Source organism: Streptomyces sp. NBC_00289 (assembly GCF_041435115.1).
In the GTDB taxonomy this organism is placed as follows: Bacteria; Actinomycetota; Actinomycetes; order Streptomycetales; family Streptomycetaceae; genus Streptomyces.
Map to the genome: position 1 here is coordinate 1 of NZ_CP108046.1, position 16,747 is coordinate 16,747.

Genomic DNA, 16,747 nt, shown 5'->3' on the forward strand with positions numbered 1-16,747 from the left:
CCCCGGCAGCCGAATACTCGCTTCGCTCGTTTCGCGCGTCCCCGCGCGAATTACCCGCCTCCGGCGGTGGGTTATGGAATTGGCCTCCGGCCATTTCCATAACCCCGCAGCCTCCGGCACGAAAAGACGGGCGGAGAGGGTTTGTGCCTCCGGCACAAATTCGGGTGCTGATTTTGATTGTGGGGGTGGAGAGTTCGGGTTTGAGTTGAGGATTGGGTTGAGGGTCCGTCATGCGCCCTTTCCCGGGGTGAGGTTCTGGGGGAATCTCCGATTCCCTTAAAACCGAGGGGACTTGAATTGTATTCCGTGGGAAAAGTAAATCACGGAATACGAGGGAAGGGCAATAGGGGCCCCTCCGGGGCCCCATCGCCGGTTCAAGGGGTTGGGGGGTGGGGGGTTGGGCTGCCTCCGGCAGAACGGCCGGACGTCCCCCGGGGGGGGGGGTGGCGGAGAGAGACGGACGGAGAGGGCAGGGCAGGGAGCTGGAGGACGGAGAGGGCGGGAGCAGGAGCCCTCCGGGCCCCTGCTCCCCCTCCCCCACCCCCTCGCCCGTCCACCGGGCCCGCCAGCACGGCACGGCGCGGCGGCCCCCGGCCGACGCGCAACCAACACCAGGCCGCCCCCAATCCCCGAAGCCCACCACCCCACCCAACCGCCGCACCCATTCCTCACTCATCCTTCAACCGGCGCGGGAAAAGTGGCAGCAGAGGGGATGTCAGACCCCCGACCACGCGCGAAACCCTTGGTTGACCTGCGGATACGTCGCCCCTCCCCGAGGGGCTCGCGCAAGAGATGTCGCAAGAGAAGGCGCAGGAGTAGCCGCAAGAGATGTCGCAAGAGATGTCGCAAGGTTCGGCGTTTCGGGTGCCTTCCAAGCCTGGAGAGTGTATTATTGATTTTGAAGTCAGGCGGCAACCTGACTCAGTCTCAATCACCAACACGAGGAGCCCCCTTGAACACGGAAGCGGAAACCGTTGACGCGGTAAGCCGACTCACGATCCACCTTGCTGGAGAGCACGAGACCGACGCGTCTATCGGTCTGACGCTCATTCCCCTTCTGAAGGTCCCCACGGCAATCATCGAATTCCGGCACCCTACCGGCGCGCGCGTTTGGTGGGAAGGCTGGTGTGAGGCCGCCGCAATGCTCGACAGGATCTTTCCCGAGCAGGTCGACGCGGGAGAATTGCGCGAACCCGAATTGACCATCAATTCGTTCGTGATCCTGGACGACGCGCCCCGTCGCGCCAAAATCCGGGCTCGCAGCGCGGCTGTAAGCCCCGACGGAATCGGCGCACTTTCCGTCACCGTCGGAGGTCTGACGATCGCGTGCGCGTCCCGCGCGGCTGTCGAGTGCCAGGTGCGCGGGTGGCGCGAGGCGTACGACATCTTCGCCAGCGACGGAGGGTTCGGACTGCCGTCCGCCGACGACGTGGCCGCGCGCGTACGGGCCGACCACGCCCGCCACGGGGCCAACGAGCTGTTGACGGCCGCCGAGGAGCAGCGGGCAGCCCGGACGCAGTGACGCGCCCAGGGTGGGGCGGCCACCGGTCGCCCCACCCTCCCGGAGCCACAGCCACCAGAGAGGGGACAGCATGACCGCCACAGGACCGATCAGCCGGGGGCAGCGGGTACGCATCGAACGCAACCCGACCCGGAGTCTGGCCGCCTACGCCCGCCCGAGGACCGCGAACCGGCCCGCCCCGTGGCCCGAGGTATGGGAAGGCACCGTGTTGCAAGTGACTTACGACGAAGGCGAGTTGACCGGCGTCGAGGTCTACGGCAAGCGCGAGAGCACTGGCGAGACCAAGCGCGTGACGTTCAGCCTCAGCCGCAACCCGTTCTTTCGTACGAGCGTGACGCCGGTGGAGTCGCCGTAACTCACCAGGTCGGGGGGTGATTGAGGGTTGACGATCACCCCCCGCGAGGGTGTATTATTGATTCTGTGGGTGAGCGGCAACTCATCCGCCGCCAACTCAACCACCCAAGGCAGGGGAACGATGAGCGAGTACCAGGACCACGTACGGCAGAGCCTCGAAGGGCAGAACGTCGACCCGGGCGAGGATCTCGGCGTTGACGCGATGCGGTGGACGCCCGACCCCGTCAGCGAGGACGTGACGGACGAGGCGACGCAGACCGCCGCCGACACGGCACACGCGTTGCTCGACCGCGCCGCCGACGCGTACCTGTCCCTTCTGAACGCCGTTCTCGGCGACGGGACACACCACATGGTGGCCAGCGCCAGCACGCCGCACGGTGACCTCACCGAAGGCCAGGAACTCACCGTCATCGGTGACGCCCTGATCATCAACGAGGCCGCATCCATGCGCGTCTGCGCCGTGATCGCGGCAGGCATGGTCGGGTGCGGAACCGGCGGACTGGTCGTGCGCACCTTCGGCCCCGACGGGTCGGAGTTCGTACGCGGCTGGAAGGTCCGGAACTTCTGGCTTCGGCCGCTCACCGCGCACGAGATCCGGGAGGCGTACACCGTCATCCCGGAGACCGGCGAGCCGGTGGCCCCGGAACCGGGCGTGGAGTACCGGCAGGCCGAGCGGGTGCCCCGTCCGGACCAGGCCCCGACGCACGGCGCGAGCGCCAGCCACACCGCGCCCCGGGACAACCGGCCCCCGAACCGCCGCAACTGAGCACCACCCGCCGGGGCCGGTCGCCCGACCGGCCCCGGCGGGAACGCCCCTGCCTCCCCCTGCCCTGCCTCCCGGTGTGAGCGGCAACTCACCCGGCACCAACCCGACCTGGAGTGACCCGACATGACCGCGACCACGCGCCCCGCCAGCAGCACGAGCGCCCCCGCCCAGGCGCCGGCCCCGACCCCTGCCGAAGTGCCGGCGCCCACCGCCCCGCCCGCCGACCAGCCCCACACGGCGGACGCCCGAGGGGTGGCCCTCCCCCGCAACCTGGCCCGCCTCACCGCCCAGGCCGAGGAGGCCGGATGGACGGCCACCGTCCAGACGCAGCCCGGACACTGCGCACTGCTGCTCACCGCCCGCCAGGAGGCCGGGGAAACCGTCCTGCGCTGCGTGTGGCGCCTCACCGCCCGGGGACACCGCTGGGACGGCGCCACCCTCACCCGCTACGGCCAGACGGCCGCCCAGGGCATCGCATGGCGCGCCGTCGCGGACCTGGTGACCGCCGAGGCGCCCACCGCCCGCACACAGCCGACCGCGCCGGACCGGGCGGACGCTCCGGCGCCCGGTCCGGCCGAGACCGCGGCGGAGACCTCGGCCCCCCGAAAGCGTGCCCATAAGGCGCCGTCCGTGGCGGAAGTCGAGCGCGCGCGTAGGGCGGCGGAGGAGTGGCCGGAAGCGATGGAGGCGCGGTCGCTGGGCGACCGTTACGAGGGGGAGTTCCGGCGCTCCGACCTGCTGTCGGAACTGTCCGTGTGCGGTGAGCGGTTCCCGTTCCGCTTCCATTTCAAGTCGGGCGGCGGACACACCGTGACCCTTCCGACGGGGGACGTGCGCGGTACGTGGGGTGAGGTCACGGGGGCCGCTATCGCGTACGTGATCGCGGAGCGTCCGGCGGCGGTGCTGCGCGCGACGGCCGAGACGGCGCGCGTGTACGGCATCCATGCGAAGAGGGCGGCGCAGAAGGCGGAGGAGAACGCGCAGACGGCCGTGTCGGTCGGCATGGCGCGCGCTGCCCTCGACACGGTCCGTGCGTTCGCTCAGCGCATCGATTGGGACGGGCTGACGGACGAGCAGTACGACAGCGCCCGGGGTGCGGTCCGTGAGGCCGAAGAGTGCGCAGAGGGGGCAGAGTCCGCGTACGGGCGGGGCGACGTCGAGACGGCCCGTTGGGAAGCGCGTGACGCTCTCGCCGTCGTGCGCTGGTTCGGGCTTGACATGCCGTCGGCTCAGGAGTGCGCGGAGCGTGCGCCGGAACCGCGCGCGGTTGCTGGGCGGTTGCGGCCCCAGGCGTCAGCGTTCCTGCTGCGCATCACCCGCCCGGGGTGGGAGGGGCCGGCCGAGAAGACCGAGGTTCCGACCGGCGACGCTCCGGCCGGTAGCGGCGTGACACCGGACGTTCCGGCGGTGTTGCCCGACGTCGTGTCGGACCCCGGCGGGGTGGACGGGTGGGAGACCGACGGGGGCGCGGTTGAGGTGCTGCCGGTGATCTGCCACGGCAACGGGGGTGGGGTTTTCCCGGTAGCGTTCCGTGGCCCGTATGAGGGCACGGTGCGGGTGTCGCGGGCGTGGCTTACGGAGCTTGCGCGCCGTGCGCTGACCGTGGCGCTTGAGCGGCTGACGGTGGCGGAGGAGCACGCGGAGACGTGCGCGGCGTGGCGGCGGGATGCGTACGACCTTCACCAGGAAGTACGCCGGTCGGCAGGTGTGCTGGGGCCGGATGTGTGGGTTGCGGAGGAGACGGCGGGGGCGTGGTCCGCGCGTGCGCGTGAGGTGTCGTGGGCCGCAGACAAGCGGCGCCAGGGTGCGCGGGATGTGGTGCGGTGGCGTGAGCGTGAACTGTCCGCACTGGAGTCGGAAGCCAGGGAGGCCGGGGAGCGTGCGGCGTCCGGTCGCAAGTTCCTGGCCCGTGCGGCAGCCGGTGACATTCCGGCGGGTCGTGGGGCGTGGGCGTCGGCCGATGGCGGAGCGGCGGTGATGTTCGAGCTTCCGGCGTGCGCTGAGGTGTCGCCGGACATGGAACACGCACCGGGCATGGCGGAGCGTCGCGCGTTCGTGGATCTCCTCGCGGACGCCGTGTCGGCCCGTGACGAGGGGCGAGCGCTGATCGGGCGTGACCTCCCGTCGAAGAAGACACACGGGCGTACGAGCGGGATTGAGAAGGGGCAGGCGTCCGCATCGGTCAAGGCCCTGGTTCAGCCGTGGAACGCGCCGAAGATCCCGGCGGAGGGTAAGGCGCCGACGGCGGCTCAGTTGGAGGACTGGCAGAACGGGTACGCGGGTGCGCCGGTCGTGGCGGAGACGGAGGCGGCGCCGGGTGTGTGGCTGCCCATGGCTGCCGTGGCGTTCGCCGAGACGGCGACGGCGAACGGGTGGACCGTCGCAATGCAGCGCCAGGGCACCACGGTGACCGTGCGCGCCGGGGGGCGGGCCACGGGCAAGGTTCCGGGGGAAGTGCGCGCGGTGTGGTCGGCCGGTCTGTACGACGTGACCGCGTCGGGTGCATGGGTGGACGGGGTCCGGCTGGACACCGTGGCGACGCTCCACGCGGTGAACGCCACGGTTGCCCAGCAGTGCAAGGCGCCGGGTGTTCTGGCCGAGGACGCGCGGCCGGACGCGCACGCCGATGCGGTCGACCTGGACGGGTGGGATGGCGAGGGCGGAGCGCTCGCGCGGGACGGCGGAGAGCTCCCCCCGCCGGCAACCCGTGACGAGGTGTCCGCGCGGGCGGCTGACGTGGTGTCCGACCCGTCCGGGGCGGACGTGTGGGATGCAGAGGGCGGCACGGTGCCGGGCGTCGACACCCCGGCCCCCGTCGCCGCGGCTGCGGCGGTTATGCCGATCGACTGGGTGAAGCCTGCCGGGCGCGGTGACTGCGCGGCGGCAAACACGTGTGGCGGGTTCGGGGTGCTGCTGTGGGACGTGCCCGGCTGTGCTCCGCGCTGCGCCGAGTGCGCCGCACGGGTCATGGGGCACACTCCGGCGGCACTGCGCGCGCTCACCCTGCCCGGGGACGTCGCGGAGGCGGAGGAGGAGGCCGAAGCGGCGGACATCGTCATCCGGCACACCCACGAAGACGGCACCACCGTTGAGGGCTCCGCCAAGGGCGACGGGGTGTGGGAAGCGTTGCGCCCGCTGGGCTGGACCTACCGCCGCAACCCCGGGATCTTCATCCGCGGCAGCCGCTACAAGGGCGCCGACCGGTGGAAGATCAACCGGGCTGCGGAGGCGGTGCGCGCACTCGGCCTGTCGTGCGCTGTGGTGATCGAAGAGGGCATGTCGTTTGCGGAGCGGGAGGCCGCCCGCGTGGATGCGGCCGAGGAGCGGACGGAGCGGTTCGCGGACCGGTCCGGACGTGCGGCGGCATCGTCGCAGGCTGCGCGGGATGCCTCGGACCGGATCGGCGAACGGTTCTGGATGGGTCAGCCGATCTTGGTGGGCCACCATTCGGAGGGGCGCGCCCGCAGGGACCAGGAGCGCATGCACAACGCGATGCGCAAGAGCATCGCCGAGGGCGAGCGGGCCGGTTACTGGGCCAACCGCGCCCAGGCGGCGGAGGCTTACGAGCGGTACCGGAAGAACCCGGGGCGCACGCTGCGCCGTATCGAGAAGCTGGAGGCGGAGCGGCGCGGCGTGCTGCGGGAGCGCGACGGCGTTGACGACAAGGGCCGCACGGCTGATGTGTGGCGACGCGAGCCGTCCGAGGCGCGCCGGGAGGAGCTGACGCGCCGTCTGGCCGAGTACGACGAAGAACTGACGTACTGGGCGGAGACGATCAAGGAGGCGGAGCGGCGCGGCTTCAAGGTGTGGGGACGGGCCGACTTCGTGGCGAGCGATTTCGTGCAGTGGCGGGGGTCCTGGTACGAGGTGACCCGGGTCAACGCCAAGACGGTGACCGTGCCGCACATCCACGCCGCGTTTGACGGCGGCGCCGTCGGTGCCGTCGATGGATGCCGCGTGGTCACCCGCGCGGCAACGGCTGAGACCCGGCACAAGGGCAGCACGTACACGCTCCCCTACAACGAGGTGAGCGGGCGCATGTCGGCCGAGCAGATGCGGGCCGCCCTGGCAGGTGAGCCGATCCCAGCAGACCCGCGCGACATCACCCCGGAGCCCTCCCCGACACCGGGTTCATTGCCGCCATCGCCGCCGGCCTGACCGTCTCCACACCGACCCCCACCGCATGACCACCCATGGCCGGGCGCCCACGGCGCCGGCCGCCTCCCAGGATTCCTCAGAGGAAGCACAGCTATGCGACTGAGCAAGCGCCGAGCGACCACCCTGAACCGAAGCGCGCGGTTTCTGCACCAGCACCGGAGGCAGCGGGGCACGTTGCCGTGCCTGGAGACCGGCGGGACCCAGGTCTACGCCTACTGGAGCTGCGGTGAAGGCCTGGTGGTGTCCGTCCATCTGGACACCGGCGAGGTACCCGGCGACCTGATCAGCCCGGATGGAACGATCCCGATCCGGATCACGGTCAACGGCGAATGTGTGTTCAGTGCCGACTGATACGGCGGAAGCGTTGAACCTCCCCCCGTAAGCGCGTATTATTGATTTCAGGTATGAGCGGCAACTCACCCACCACCAACCCAACTCGCAGCAGAGGGACAGGGCATGGACTACATCGACACCAAGGACGTGGCCGCCGAACTCCGGAACCGCCTGAAGAGCGCGTTCCCCAGCGTGAAGTTCAGTGTGCGCAAGGGCACCGGTACCGCCGCCGCGTGGATCTCCGTCTACTGGACCGACGGCCCCTGCACGGCCGATGTCGAAGAGCACACCGCCCCATGCAGGGCGCGCAGTTCAACGGCATGGAGGACCGCTACGAGTCCACCGACAACACGGTCACCGTCACCGTCAAGGGTCGGAAGGTCACCGGCAAGCCGCTGGTCGACGGCATCAACACCCACCGGGACGTCTCCGATGACGCACTGAAGGCCGCCGCCGCCCTGTGGTCCGAGGCCCACGACGGCACCGAGCCGCCCACGAGCGGCATGCTCGACGCCTGCGTCATCGACGGCCACGTCATCAAGGAGAACTGGGCCCCGCAGCAGATGTGGCAGATCGCCAGTGACGTCGTCCTGCCCCAGCGCTGGGCCGCCGCCAAGGAGCAGGCCGCCGCCCAGGCCCCCCGTCCGGCGCACGCCCAGGAGGAGGGCGAGGAGGAGGGCGAGGACGGCACGGAGGGACTCACCCTCGAGCACACGAGCGAGGACGGGACGACAGTCACCGGTACCCGTCTGGGCGACGGCGCCGCCGAGGTCCTCAAGCGCCACGGCTTCAAGTGGCACCGCAAGAACCAGTACTGGTACGCCCCCGGCAGCCGCGACCAGCAGGCCGACACCGAGTTCATGGACGTGGTCGCCGCCGACCTGTGCGCCGAGAACCTGACCGTCACCACGGCGCAGCCCGAGCCGACCCCCACCGCCTGAACCGACACCCGACCGGCCGGGCGCCCCAGGCGCCCGGCCCACCGAGCGGAGCCCCCCATGTCCACACACCTCCCCTCTCAGCTCACCGGCGATCACCCGGACCCGGGCGCCGCCGTCACCGACCCAGGCACCGTCGAGGCGTGGGAGACGGACGGCGGAGCCGGCCCCAGGGTCGAGCCGACCGGAGACACTCCCGCGGCCCGCCCCGCCGCACCGTCCGCCGCCGAAGTCGCCGAGCTGCCCACGCGGGCGCGCACACCTGTCGAGGCAGCGACAGCGAACGGGTGGGACGTCACCGTCACCTCCCAGGGCATCGTGGAAGATGCCCACGTACGCACGATCACCCTGACCGGTGCGTTCCCGACGCCGACCACAGTCGCTGAACTCACCGCCCGGTGCGTCTGGTACGGCGGCACCTACTGGGGAGAGGTGTCCGAGCGCAACGGCCGCTATGCCGACGGTTTCGGCGAGTTCCTCGCGTGGGTGCGTGACGCGCCCGCCATGTGCCGAGCGGGCAAGGAAGCGGGATGGATCCAGCCCGGCAGTCCGCTGCCGGGTACAGAGCTGGAGACTGTGCCGCTGCCGCAGTGGTACGACGGCGCGCCCCGTCCGCGCATCTTGGTCCGCGATGCGCGGATGTACGCGCGGTACACGCAGACCATCCACCACGACGACACCGGCATCCCCGTGCAGGAGGCCCCCGGATACGGTCGGCCTCACCTCAGCGGCGACGCGGTACGCGCATTCCTCGGCGGATCACTCAAATTCTGGCTGTCCAGCCAGGCCACCATCACAGACGACGAAACGATCATCTACCGCCAGACCAACGGGCATTCAGCGATCACGTTCACGCCGGATCGCGACTCCGGCGTCATCATCACCCACCCGGAGCGGTACATCACGGCTGACGCGTACCGGGTCACCGGACACGGTCGCCTTCCGCAAGTCTGGACGCAAGCAGCCGTCCGTGAGGCTGTTTCCGAAGCCACGCGCCCTGGCCCGATCGACTGGCCGGACGGCTGGGCACTGCTCATGCCGGACGGGTCGGCGCGGTTCGCCCCGCGAGGCTTCCCCTGGAAGTCCGCAGACGTGTACGTCGCCGAACCCACCGCCGTACCCCAGGCATGGGGGCCACGGTGCGGGACGTGCGGTTGGTACGTGGCGGAGCACGACCCCGCGCGCGGGTGGGGTCTCCGGTGCAGCAACCTCCAGCCGCCGACTGACACCTGACGAACGCCTCCTGATGGCGCGCAGCGCGGACGCCGTCGTCATGGCTCCCCCTCGGACACAGGACCGCCCTGCAGCGGTCCGGACAACCCGCGTCAGAACCTCTCCCCCTCACCACCGCGAAAGGCGGCATGTCATGGCCGGAAAGCTCAGCAAGGAACAGACCAAGCAGCACCACCGGGCGTGCGAACTGGTTGACATGGAACGGGACTTGACCGTGGAGGAGCGGGAAATCGTTCTCGACCACTTCCACGAGTCCGCGAACATGGGCCGCACCCTGGACGGCGCGTTCTTCACACCGGCCGAGCTCGCCGGCGAACTCCACCACGTCATCCCGGGTGACCGCATCATCGACCTGTGCGCGGGCATCGGACGCCTGGCCTGGCACGCCCGCGACTACTGGAACCGGCGCTGGGAGCGTCTGCCGCCGCGCGAGATCGTGTGTGTGGAGAAGGACCCGGAGTATGTGCGTGTCGGGCGGCGCGTCCTGCCGGAGGCGACGTGGATCTGTGCTGACGTGCTCGACGTTCCGCGCCTGAACCTCGGTCCGATTGACTGCGCGATCAGCAACCCGCCGTTCGGGCGGATCAAGCGCAGCGGCAACGCCCCCAGGTACCGAGGGCCGCTGTTCGAGTTCCACGTGATCGCGATCGCCGAGACGCTCGCCCGGCGAGGGGCGTTCATCATCCCGAGGGAGTCAGCCCCGTTCCGCACCGAGACCGGATTCGTCTCGCAGGACTCACCCGCGTACGAGCGCTTCCACCGCGAGACCGGGATCAAGCTCCGCCCCAACCCCGGCATCCCCACGGACGAGTACCGCGACCAGTGGCGCGACGCCTCACCGGCCGTTGAAATCGTGGTGCACAACCGCGACGAGGACGAGTTGGAGGCCCAGGCGGAGCAGGCCACCGCCCGCGCGACGCAGGAAGCCGTGGCCAGCCGCCCGCACCAGCCGAAGGCCGAGCACGCCCGTGTGGCACCCAGGGCCGCGCAGCCGGCCGGGTTCGGCGACGGCGGCGGCGGCGGGGACACCTTCCCCTGAAGGTGTATTATTGATTTTGCGGGTGAGCGGCAGCTCACCGGCCACCGACCGACCCACACCGAGCAGACAGGGAGCCGCACATGGGCACCTACGGACACGACATCACCGCCGGAATGCTGGTCTTCGACCGGGAGGACTTCACCGCCTACCGGCCCGGCTCGGAGCCGGTCTGGCTGGTCGAGAAGGTGGCCGGACACGAGGAGCGCAGCCCTGGCGGCACCACCGTCTACAGCACGTACGCGCACGTGCGGAACGCCGAGGTTCATGGCAGGGACACCACCCCGTCGAATTCCGGCTGGACCGGCACCAAGCCCGTGGGGCGGCTGGTCGAGGCCGCCGACGAGGACGACCACACCAAGCCGGGCACCTTCCGCATGGACCGCGCCATGGTGGCCTTCCTGCGGGCCACCCGCTTCCGGGGGTCCACCTCCGACGACTACCCAACCGTGCGCGACCTGGTGAACGCCGCCCCCTACGACCGGCACGGGTTCCTGGTGGGCGCGCGCACGGTCACCCCGCACGGCCTGCGCTACGAGCTGGGCGCCCTGTCGGTCTGCCTGGGGAACCTGTTCTGCGGCCTGGAGGCAGGCCGCATCACGGCCGCCGACCTGGAGGCGGGCGGCATCTCCGCGCCGCTGCTGGAGGCCACCCGCGAGGCCCTGCGCACCGCCGACTCGGCCGTCCGGGCCTGAACCGTCCCGCCGGGCGCCGACCACGGCGCCCGGCCCCCTACCGGATGAGCGGCAACTCATCTGGCACCACTCGAAATCATGAGGACACCGCGATGACCACGATCCGCCGGAACTGGACCAAGCGCGTTGCGGAAATCCGCACGGCGGCCCGCACCTGCCGCGCCTACGACTCCGACAGCGGCAACATGCTGCCGGTCGACCCGGCGCGCGCATTCGAGGCGTGGGAGACCACGCCGCGCGCCCGGCTCACCGAGGACACCCCGGGTCAGAAGTGGACGGTCCACGTTCACTCCAACCGGTTCTACGAACTGACCGCCGAGGCCCCCGCCGCCCCGGCGGACGATGCGCCGGCCGCCGAGGTTCCCGCGGCTCCCACCGCCGCGCCCGGCTCTGGGCACGCGCACCAGGCCGCCGGACCGGCCAGCGCGCAGGACCGCAGTGCGGCTCGCAGGCTCGCCCGGCGCACGCGGGCATCCGGTGTGCCGGGCCATGACCGCCTGCCCCGTCATCTGCCCGCCCTGGCGGTCGATCTCGTGGGAAAGACCGTCCGCGTGAAGCTCGCCCAGGGCTACAGCCACGAGCAGATCCGGGACGCGTTCGAGCAGGAGCGGGCCGAGGCCGTGACCGCCGGAGACACCGGGAGGGTTGCGGCCCTGGGGACGGTGCTCAAGGTACACGCGGCGATGGTGGCCGAGGAGGACGCCGCCCAGCCGCCCACCGGCCCCGCATCGGCCGACCACAGCCACAGTTCCCCGCACGAGCAGCAGCCCGCCCGGCACCGCCCCGGCTCACCGCGAGAAGAGCGGGTGAGCAGCGACAGCGCGCTGTCCCGCATCGATGCGGTTCTGCACGACGCAGCCGTCACCGACGACCCCGACGTCAGCGACGACGCCATGCGGTCGGTCCCCCTGGCCGACGCGGACGAGTTCATCCACATCCACATCTACACCCGCGCCCGGGCCCTGGCAGACGGCGTCCTGGTCGCCGCCGACGCCGAGTTGGCCCGGGAGGCCGGCTTCCGGGTTCCAGTCGCCCTCACCAGCGCCGTATGGGAAGGCTGCGTGGCCTGGAACGACGGCGACAGCGAGCGGCAGGTGCCGCAGGACGAGCGCGGCCGCCTGTGGGACGTGCTGACCATGACCCGCCACGCGATCCGGCGCAGCGGCGGGGCGGCGGGGCGGCGGGGCGGCGGGCAGGTCACCGTCGACCTACGGCGGGTGCCACGCGACGGCCGCACCCGGCAGGCCCGCCCGGTCCAACTCGTCTGCGCGATCGGGCCCGGCGACCACGGCGAGCCCGTGATCACCATCATGGAACCCCACGAGGACTGATCACCTAGCCAGGCCGGGGGCGCACCGCCCCCGGGCCCGGCCCTGAAGGACCAGCCCCGATGACGACCCCCGCAGCAGTCGCCGACCGCGTTGCCGAGATCCTCGGCGGCAACTGGACGGCCACCGCCGGCCCTTGGAAAAGCCTCCGGCCACCTGGACGCCCCGGGAGCGGAACCGTACGCGCTCCACGTCGACGAACGCGGCGAGCTTTGCCTGTGGGCAAGCCTCAACCCCCTTGGCCCCATCGCCGTGTTCCGCGAAGTCCACACCCCCGAGGACAGCGAGGCGGTTGCCAAGGGCATCGCCAAGGAGATCCGCCAGCATCACACCCCAGCCGACCAGGGATAAAAGGCCTTGCCCCATTCCCTAAATGGCGTATAATTGATTTCACGAGCAAGCGGCAACTTGCTCAACACCAACCGATCGCACGAGGAGCAATCCGTGAGCGACACCGCAACCACCACACCGATGCAGCGGGCCACCCTGCGGCTCGGCCAGATCCGCGTCAACGAGAACAACGTCCGCCAGGACCTCAACCTGGACGAGAAGTTCCTCAAGTCCGTCGCGGCCAACGGCGTGAAGGTCCCCGTCGTGGTCCTCCCGCTCGGGGAGGACACCTACGAGCTGAAGATGGGCCACCGGCGCTACTTCGCCGCCCGGGCCACCAAGGAGACCGAGGCGGAGCAGGACGCGATCGAGGTCCCCGCGTACGTGCTCGACCCCTCCCTGCGCGAGGCGGGCGAGGACTTCATCGACCAGCTCATCGAGAACGACGACGACTACCGCCGAGGCCTGACCGAGCTGGAGCAGGCCGACGCCCTGTTCGGCGCGGTCGGCGCGGGCATGAAGCAGGCCAGGGTCGCCGAGCTCACCGGCCGCTCCCGCAGGGACGTGTCCCAGGCGGTGAAGACCGCCAAGTCGGTCGGCGAGCGGACCCGTTCGGCACTCGCCGAAGCCGGTACGTACGACCTCGACCTCGAAGTGCTGGGTGTGCTGGGCGAGTTCGACGACGACGCCGACGCCATCAACCGGCTGCTGGACGCCTACGCCAAGGGCCGCTTCGAGTTCCAGGTGCAGTGGGAGCGCGACGACCGCGCCGAGCAGCGCGCCCGTGAGCAGGTCCGCCCGCAGCTGCAGGCCGCCGGGGTACGGCTGGCCGAGGACAGCGACACGCTTCCGACCACCGCCGAGCCGCTCAGCGAGCTGGACGGCCCGGACGGCGAGCCCATGAGCGCCGAGGCGCACGCCGACTGCCCCGGCCACGTGGCGACCTGGGCCGAGAACCCCCGCGAGCCCGGCGAGGTGGACTACTTCTGCACCGACCCGGACCGCTTCGGCCACTACCCGCCCCAGGAGGACGCCCCCGAGGCGGACGGCGACCAGGCCGAGGAGCAGCCGCAGGCGGCGGGTGCGGCCAAGCCGTCGGAGCCGTCGCGCGAGTACGTCAAGGAGGGCAACAAGGCCTACCGCGCCGCCGAGAAGGCCCGCCAGGCGTGGCTGAAGGACCTGGTCGGCAGGAAGACCGCGCCGAAGCCACTCGCCGCTTTCATCACCGAGCAGCTCCTTTCCTGCCCCAAGCCGGTGGCTCAGTGGGTGGGCGACGCGGGCCGCCGGGACCTGGTCAAGGATCTGACCGGCTACGACCAGCCCGCCGAGCGCGCCAAGTCGGCGACCCCCGCCAAGCTCACCCTGCTGAACTTCGCGGTGCTGGCCGCGACGTTCGAGAAGCGCATGGGCGAGGTCCGTACCTGGCGCACCGACAGCACCGCCCGTTCCGCCGTCTACGAGCTGCGGGACATCCGCGAGGACGCCCGCACGTGGCTGTCCTTCCTCGCCGAGATCGGCTACCCGCTCTCCAGCGTCGAACAGGCCATCGTCGAGGACGAGCCCTACCAGGAGGGCGAGCCGGACGCGGCCGACACCGACGGCCAGGCCGACGAGGACACCCCGGACGACCCGGACGGCGTGAGCGCCGAGGACTCCGAGGACGCGTCCTGACCTGCTGCCCGGGCCGGACCTGATAGGTCCGGCCCGGGCCCCCTCCCCCTTCGCTCTCTGTGCGCTGCCCGCCCGGAAGGCCTCGCCATGCTCCGTTCCGAACTCCGCATCAACACCTCTCTGTTCGTCGCCCAGGCCGCCGTCAGCAACCACACCGGTCTGATCGCGCGGGCCGGTCTCGCCATGCCGGCCGCGCCGTTCGGATCCCCCGCCTGGCAGCTGCCCGCCCTGGTCTCCTACCTTCACCGCCTCCACCAGGACGAGGAGGACCCCTCCCCCGAACTGTGGCGCGCGCACACCGAACGCCAGACCGGTCCCGTGCCCCGGCCGCACATCCGCTACCAGGCTGACGGCCTGCACGATGCGGACGCGGTGTGCGTGCTCGACATCCAGCTCGGCCCGCGCGACGAGGACACCGGCTGGCCCGCCGCCGACCTCGCCGTCATCGAGCAGGAGGAAGGCGCCTGCCCCTTCGGACGCGTCACCCGCCGCCACGGCGTGGAAGCGATCGCCGCGTACACCGCCCAGGAGCTGACCGCCGAACACGCGGCGCTGATGGACCGCGCCCGCCAGCACCAGGACGCCGCCTTCGTTCGCCTTGCCGAACTGGCCCAGCGCGCCGCCGAGTGGGCCGACAAGGTCCGCGCCGCCGCGCACGCCGATGCCGTCCACGTCCAGGCCGACCGCGCCCGGTCCCGCATCACCCGCTGACCGCACCCGCACACCCCCGCCGACTGCCGCCGTTGGAGGCCTGCGCCATGTACGAGTTCGAGCCCGCCTCTCCGACCTACGCGATCTCCGACACCATCGTCGAACACCGCCTGCGCGGCCGTGACCGCACCCGCGCCGACCTGCCCGGCGGCTACCGGCTGACCCTGCGCACCCGCGAGCGGCACGGCCAGCTTGAGGCCGCACTGGCCGCGCCGTCGCCCACCGGCCCCGCCCGGATCAGCGCCCACACCCCGACGCCCGTCACCTCCCGCATTCTCGACACGGTCACCCGCTACGCCCCGGCCCTGCCCGACGCCCGCGATGCCCGCCCGCCCCTGGAGGCCGTTGCCCGCCTGCTCACCACCGGCTCCCCCTTCCAACGGCCCGGTGAGCCGGGACTGTTCGTCCGGTTCGGGCATGCGGAAGCCTGGCTGGAAGGCAGGCGGCTCAGCGTCACCCTGGGCAGCCCCGGCAGCGGACTCAGCCTGGTCCTGGGCGGCCCGTGGGACGCGCCGTCCACCGCCCGCCTCACCGCCGCCGTCCTGCGCGAGCTGACCGACGCCGAGCAGCTCGCCGGCCAGGTCGCCTCGCTGCTGCAGCCCGGACCGTGGCAGGTCCTGTCCGACCAGTGGCACCCCGACGCCGCCCTCATCCTGCCCGCAACCCGCCGCATGGACCCGGAAGACCCGCTCGGCCGCCGCATCTCCCGGGCGCTGCGCGAGGTCAAGCACAACCTGAGCGCGGCACAGCCGGACTGGGGCTTCCAGGCACTGATCTCCGCCGACGGCTCGGCCGTGGCCCTGCGCGTCACCCCGCGCGAGCGCGCCGTCCCCCGTCTGGTCCGCAAGGTGGTGGGCGACGGCGCCTTCGACCCGGACGAGTTGGGCAACACCCGCACGACGTTCCTCCCCGCCGACCTGCCCCCACCACCCGACTTCGCCCCGGCCCGGCCTCCCCACGAGGTCCCGTCCCTGGACCTCAAGGTCGCCCCGAAGGACGAGGCCTACGCGTACGGCGTGAAGCTGGAACTCGGCAACTGGGCCTACGCCTTGGACCCCCGAGCCGTCTTCTACGGGCCCGGCTGGTACCCCTTCCACGAGCACGTGACGTGCCGGGAGAAGGACCCCACCGCCCCGCTCAACGACCGCAACGTGCCCACCGGACGGACCGTTCCCGCCCGGGTGCGGCTCTCCCCCGACGTCGCGGACTTCTCCTGGGGCAACGAGTACGTACAGCTCACCCCCGTCGACCACCGGGTCGAGGCGCGGCTGCACCTCTACGCCGGCCAGGAGCAGGCCCGCACCCTGGTGCGCACCGTCACGCTGGAGGTCGATCTGCGGTCGCGGCGGGTGGTGCTCCCCGTCCAGATGCCCGCAGATCTGCGCCACCAGGCGGAGGTCAAGGGCCGGCGGATCCTCGATCTGCTGCAGGCCGCGCGACGCGAACGCGCACAGGGGGCGAAGGAGCCGCGGGCTGTCCTCGGTCCCTGGGACCGCGACCCGCCCAGCGCGGACACCTGACGCGGTCACCGACCGCGTCAGCCACGCCCGCTCGCCGTTTTGCCCCACCGCCGGTCCGGCGCGGCAACCCCGGACCGGCCCCCCACTCACCAACTCGAAGGACACCCCCGTGAACGCCGTCCTCACCGCCCCAGCCCGCCCGATGCCGGCCC

13 protein-coding genes and 1 pseudogene are annotated in these 16,747 nt (G+C 71.5%); all 14 read left to right on the forward strand.

The annotated features are described in order from the left end of the window. Positions 1–952: 952 nt before the first annotated feature. The 14 genes and pseudogenes from OG985_RS00005 (at position 953) to OG985_RS00070 (ending at position 16,595) form a co-directional block, all read left to right on the forward strand. Complete coding sequence (locus tag OG985_RS00005; RefSeq protein ID WP_371666349.1) at positions 953–1,522, forward strand: hypothetical protein; 570 nt, start codon at positions 953–955, stop codon at positions 1,520–1,522. Positions 1,523–1,592: 70 nt separating this feature from the next. Continuing rightward, positions 1,593–1,877 carry a hypothetical protein gene (locus tag OG985_RS00010; protein ID WP_371666350.1) on the forward strand — a complete coding sequence of 95 codons (285 nt, stop codon included), beginning with the start codon at positions 1,593–1,595 and terminating at the stop codon, positions 1,875–1,877. 120 nt (positions 1,878–1,997) lie between these two features. After that, complete coding sequence (locus OG985_RS00015; protein WP_371666351.1) at positions 1,998–2,642, forward strand: hypothetical protein; 645 nt, start codon at positions 1,998–2,000, stop codon at positions 2,640–2,642. A gap of 123 nt (positions 2,643–2,765) precedes the next feature. Beyond that, positions 2,766–6,800: a DUF3560 domain-containing protein gene (locus OG985_RS00020; RefSeq protein WP_371666352.1), complete on the forward strand. Its 4,035-nt coding sequence runs from the start codon at positions 2,766–2,768 to the stop codon at positions 6,798–6,800. A 93-nt stretch (positions 6,801–6,893) separates the two neighbouring features. Then, a complete protein-coding gene (locus tag OG985_RS00025; protein WP_371666353.1) occupies positions 6,894–7,151 on the forward strand; it encodes a hypothetical protein in 258 nt (85 codons plus the stop codon). Between the two features lie 105 nt (positions 7,152–7,256). After that, positions 7,257–7,379: pseudogene (locus tag OG985_RS00030) on the forward strand (LPD29 domain-containing protein); the annotation flags it as partial. 50 nt (positions 7,380–7,429) lie between these two features. Next, positions 7,430–8,074: a hypothetical protein gene (locus tag OG985_RS00035; RefSeq protein ID WP_371666354.1), complete on the forward strand. Its 645-nt coding sequence runs from the start codon at positions 7,430–7,432 to the stop codon at positions 8,072–8,074. Between the two features lie 57 nt (positions 8,075–8,131). Further along, the gene (locus OG985_RS00040) at positions 8,132–9,304 is read left to right on the forward strand and encodes a hypothetical protein (protein WP_371666355.1); all 1,173 of its coding nucleotides are present in this window, start codon (positions 8,132–8,134) and stop codon (positions 9,302–9,304) included. 133 nt (positions 9,305–9,437) lie between these two features. Then, positions 9,438–10,343, forward strand: coding sequence for a methyltransferase (locus OG985_RS00045; protein ID WP_371666356.1), 906 nt, complete (start codon positions 9,438–9,440; stop codon positions 10,341–10,343). 80 nt (positions 10,344–10,423) lie between these two features. After that, on the forward strand, positions 10,424–11,035 hold the full coding sequence (locus OG985_RS00050; RefSeq protein ID WP_371666357.1) for a hypothetical protein: 612 nt from the start codon (positions 10,424–10,426) through the stop codon (positions 11,033–11,035). Between the two features lie 92 nt (positions 11,036–11,127). Then, positions 11,128–12,366: a DUF6573 family protein gene (locus OG985_RS00055; protein ID WP_371666358.1), complete on the forward strand. Its 1,239-nt coding sequence runs from the start codon at positions 11,128–11,130 to the stop codon at positions 12,364–12,366. A 441-nt stretch (positions 12,367–12,807) separates the two neighbouring features. Further along, on the forward strand, positions 12,808–14,364 hold the full coding sequence (locus OG985_RS00060) for a ParB/RepB/Spo0J family partition protein (protein ID WP_371666359.1): 1,557 nt from the start codon (positions 12,808–12,810) through the stop codon (positions 14,362–14,364). An 87-nt stretch (positions 14,365–14,451) separates the two neighbouring features. Continuing rightward, positions 14,452–15,075, forward strand: coding sequence for a hypothetical protein (locus OG985_RS00065; protein ID WP_371666360.1), 624 nt, complete (start codon positions 14,452–14,454; stop codon positions 15,073–15,075). 47 nt (positions 15,076–15,122) lie between these two features. Further along, the gene (locus OG985_RS00070) at positions 15,123–16,595 is read left to right on the forward strand and encodes a hypothetical protein (RefSeq protein WP_371666361.1); all 1,473 of its coding nucleotides are present in this window, start codon (positions 15,123–15,125) and stop codon (positions 16,593–16,595) included. The last annotated feature ends 152 nt before the right edge of the window (positions 16,596–16,747 follow it).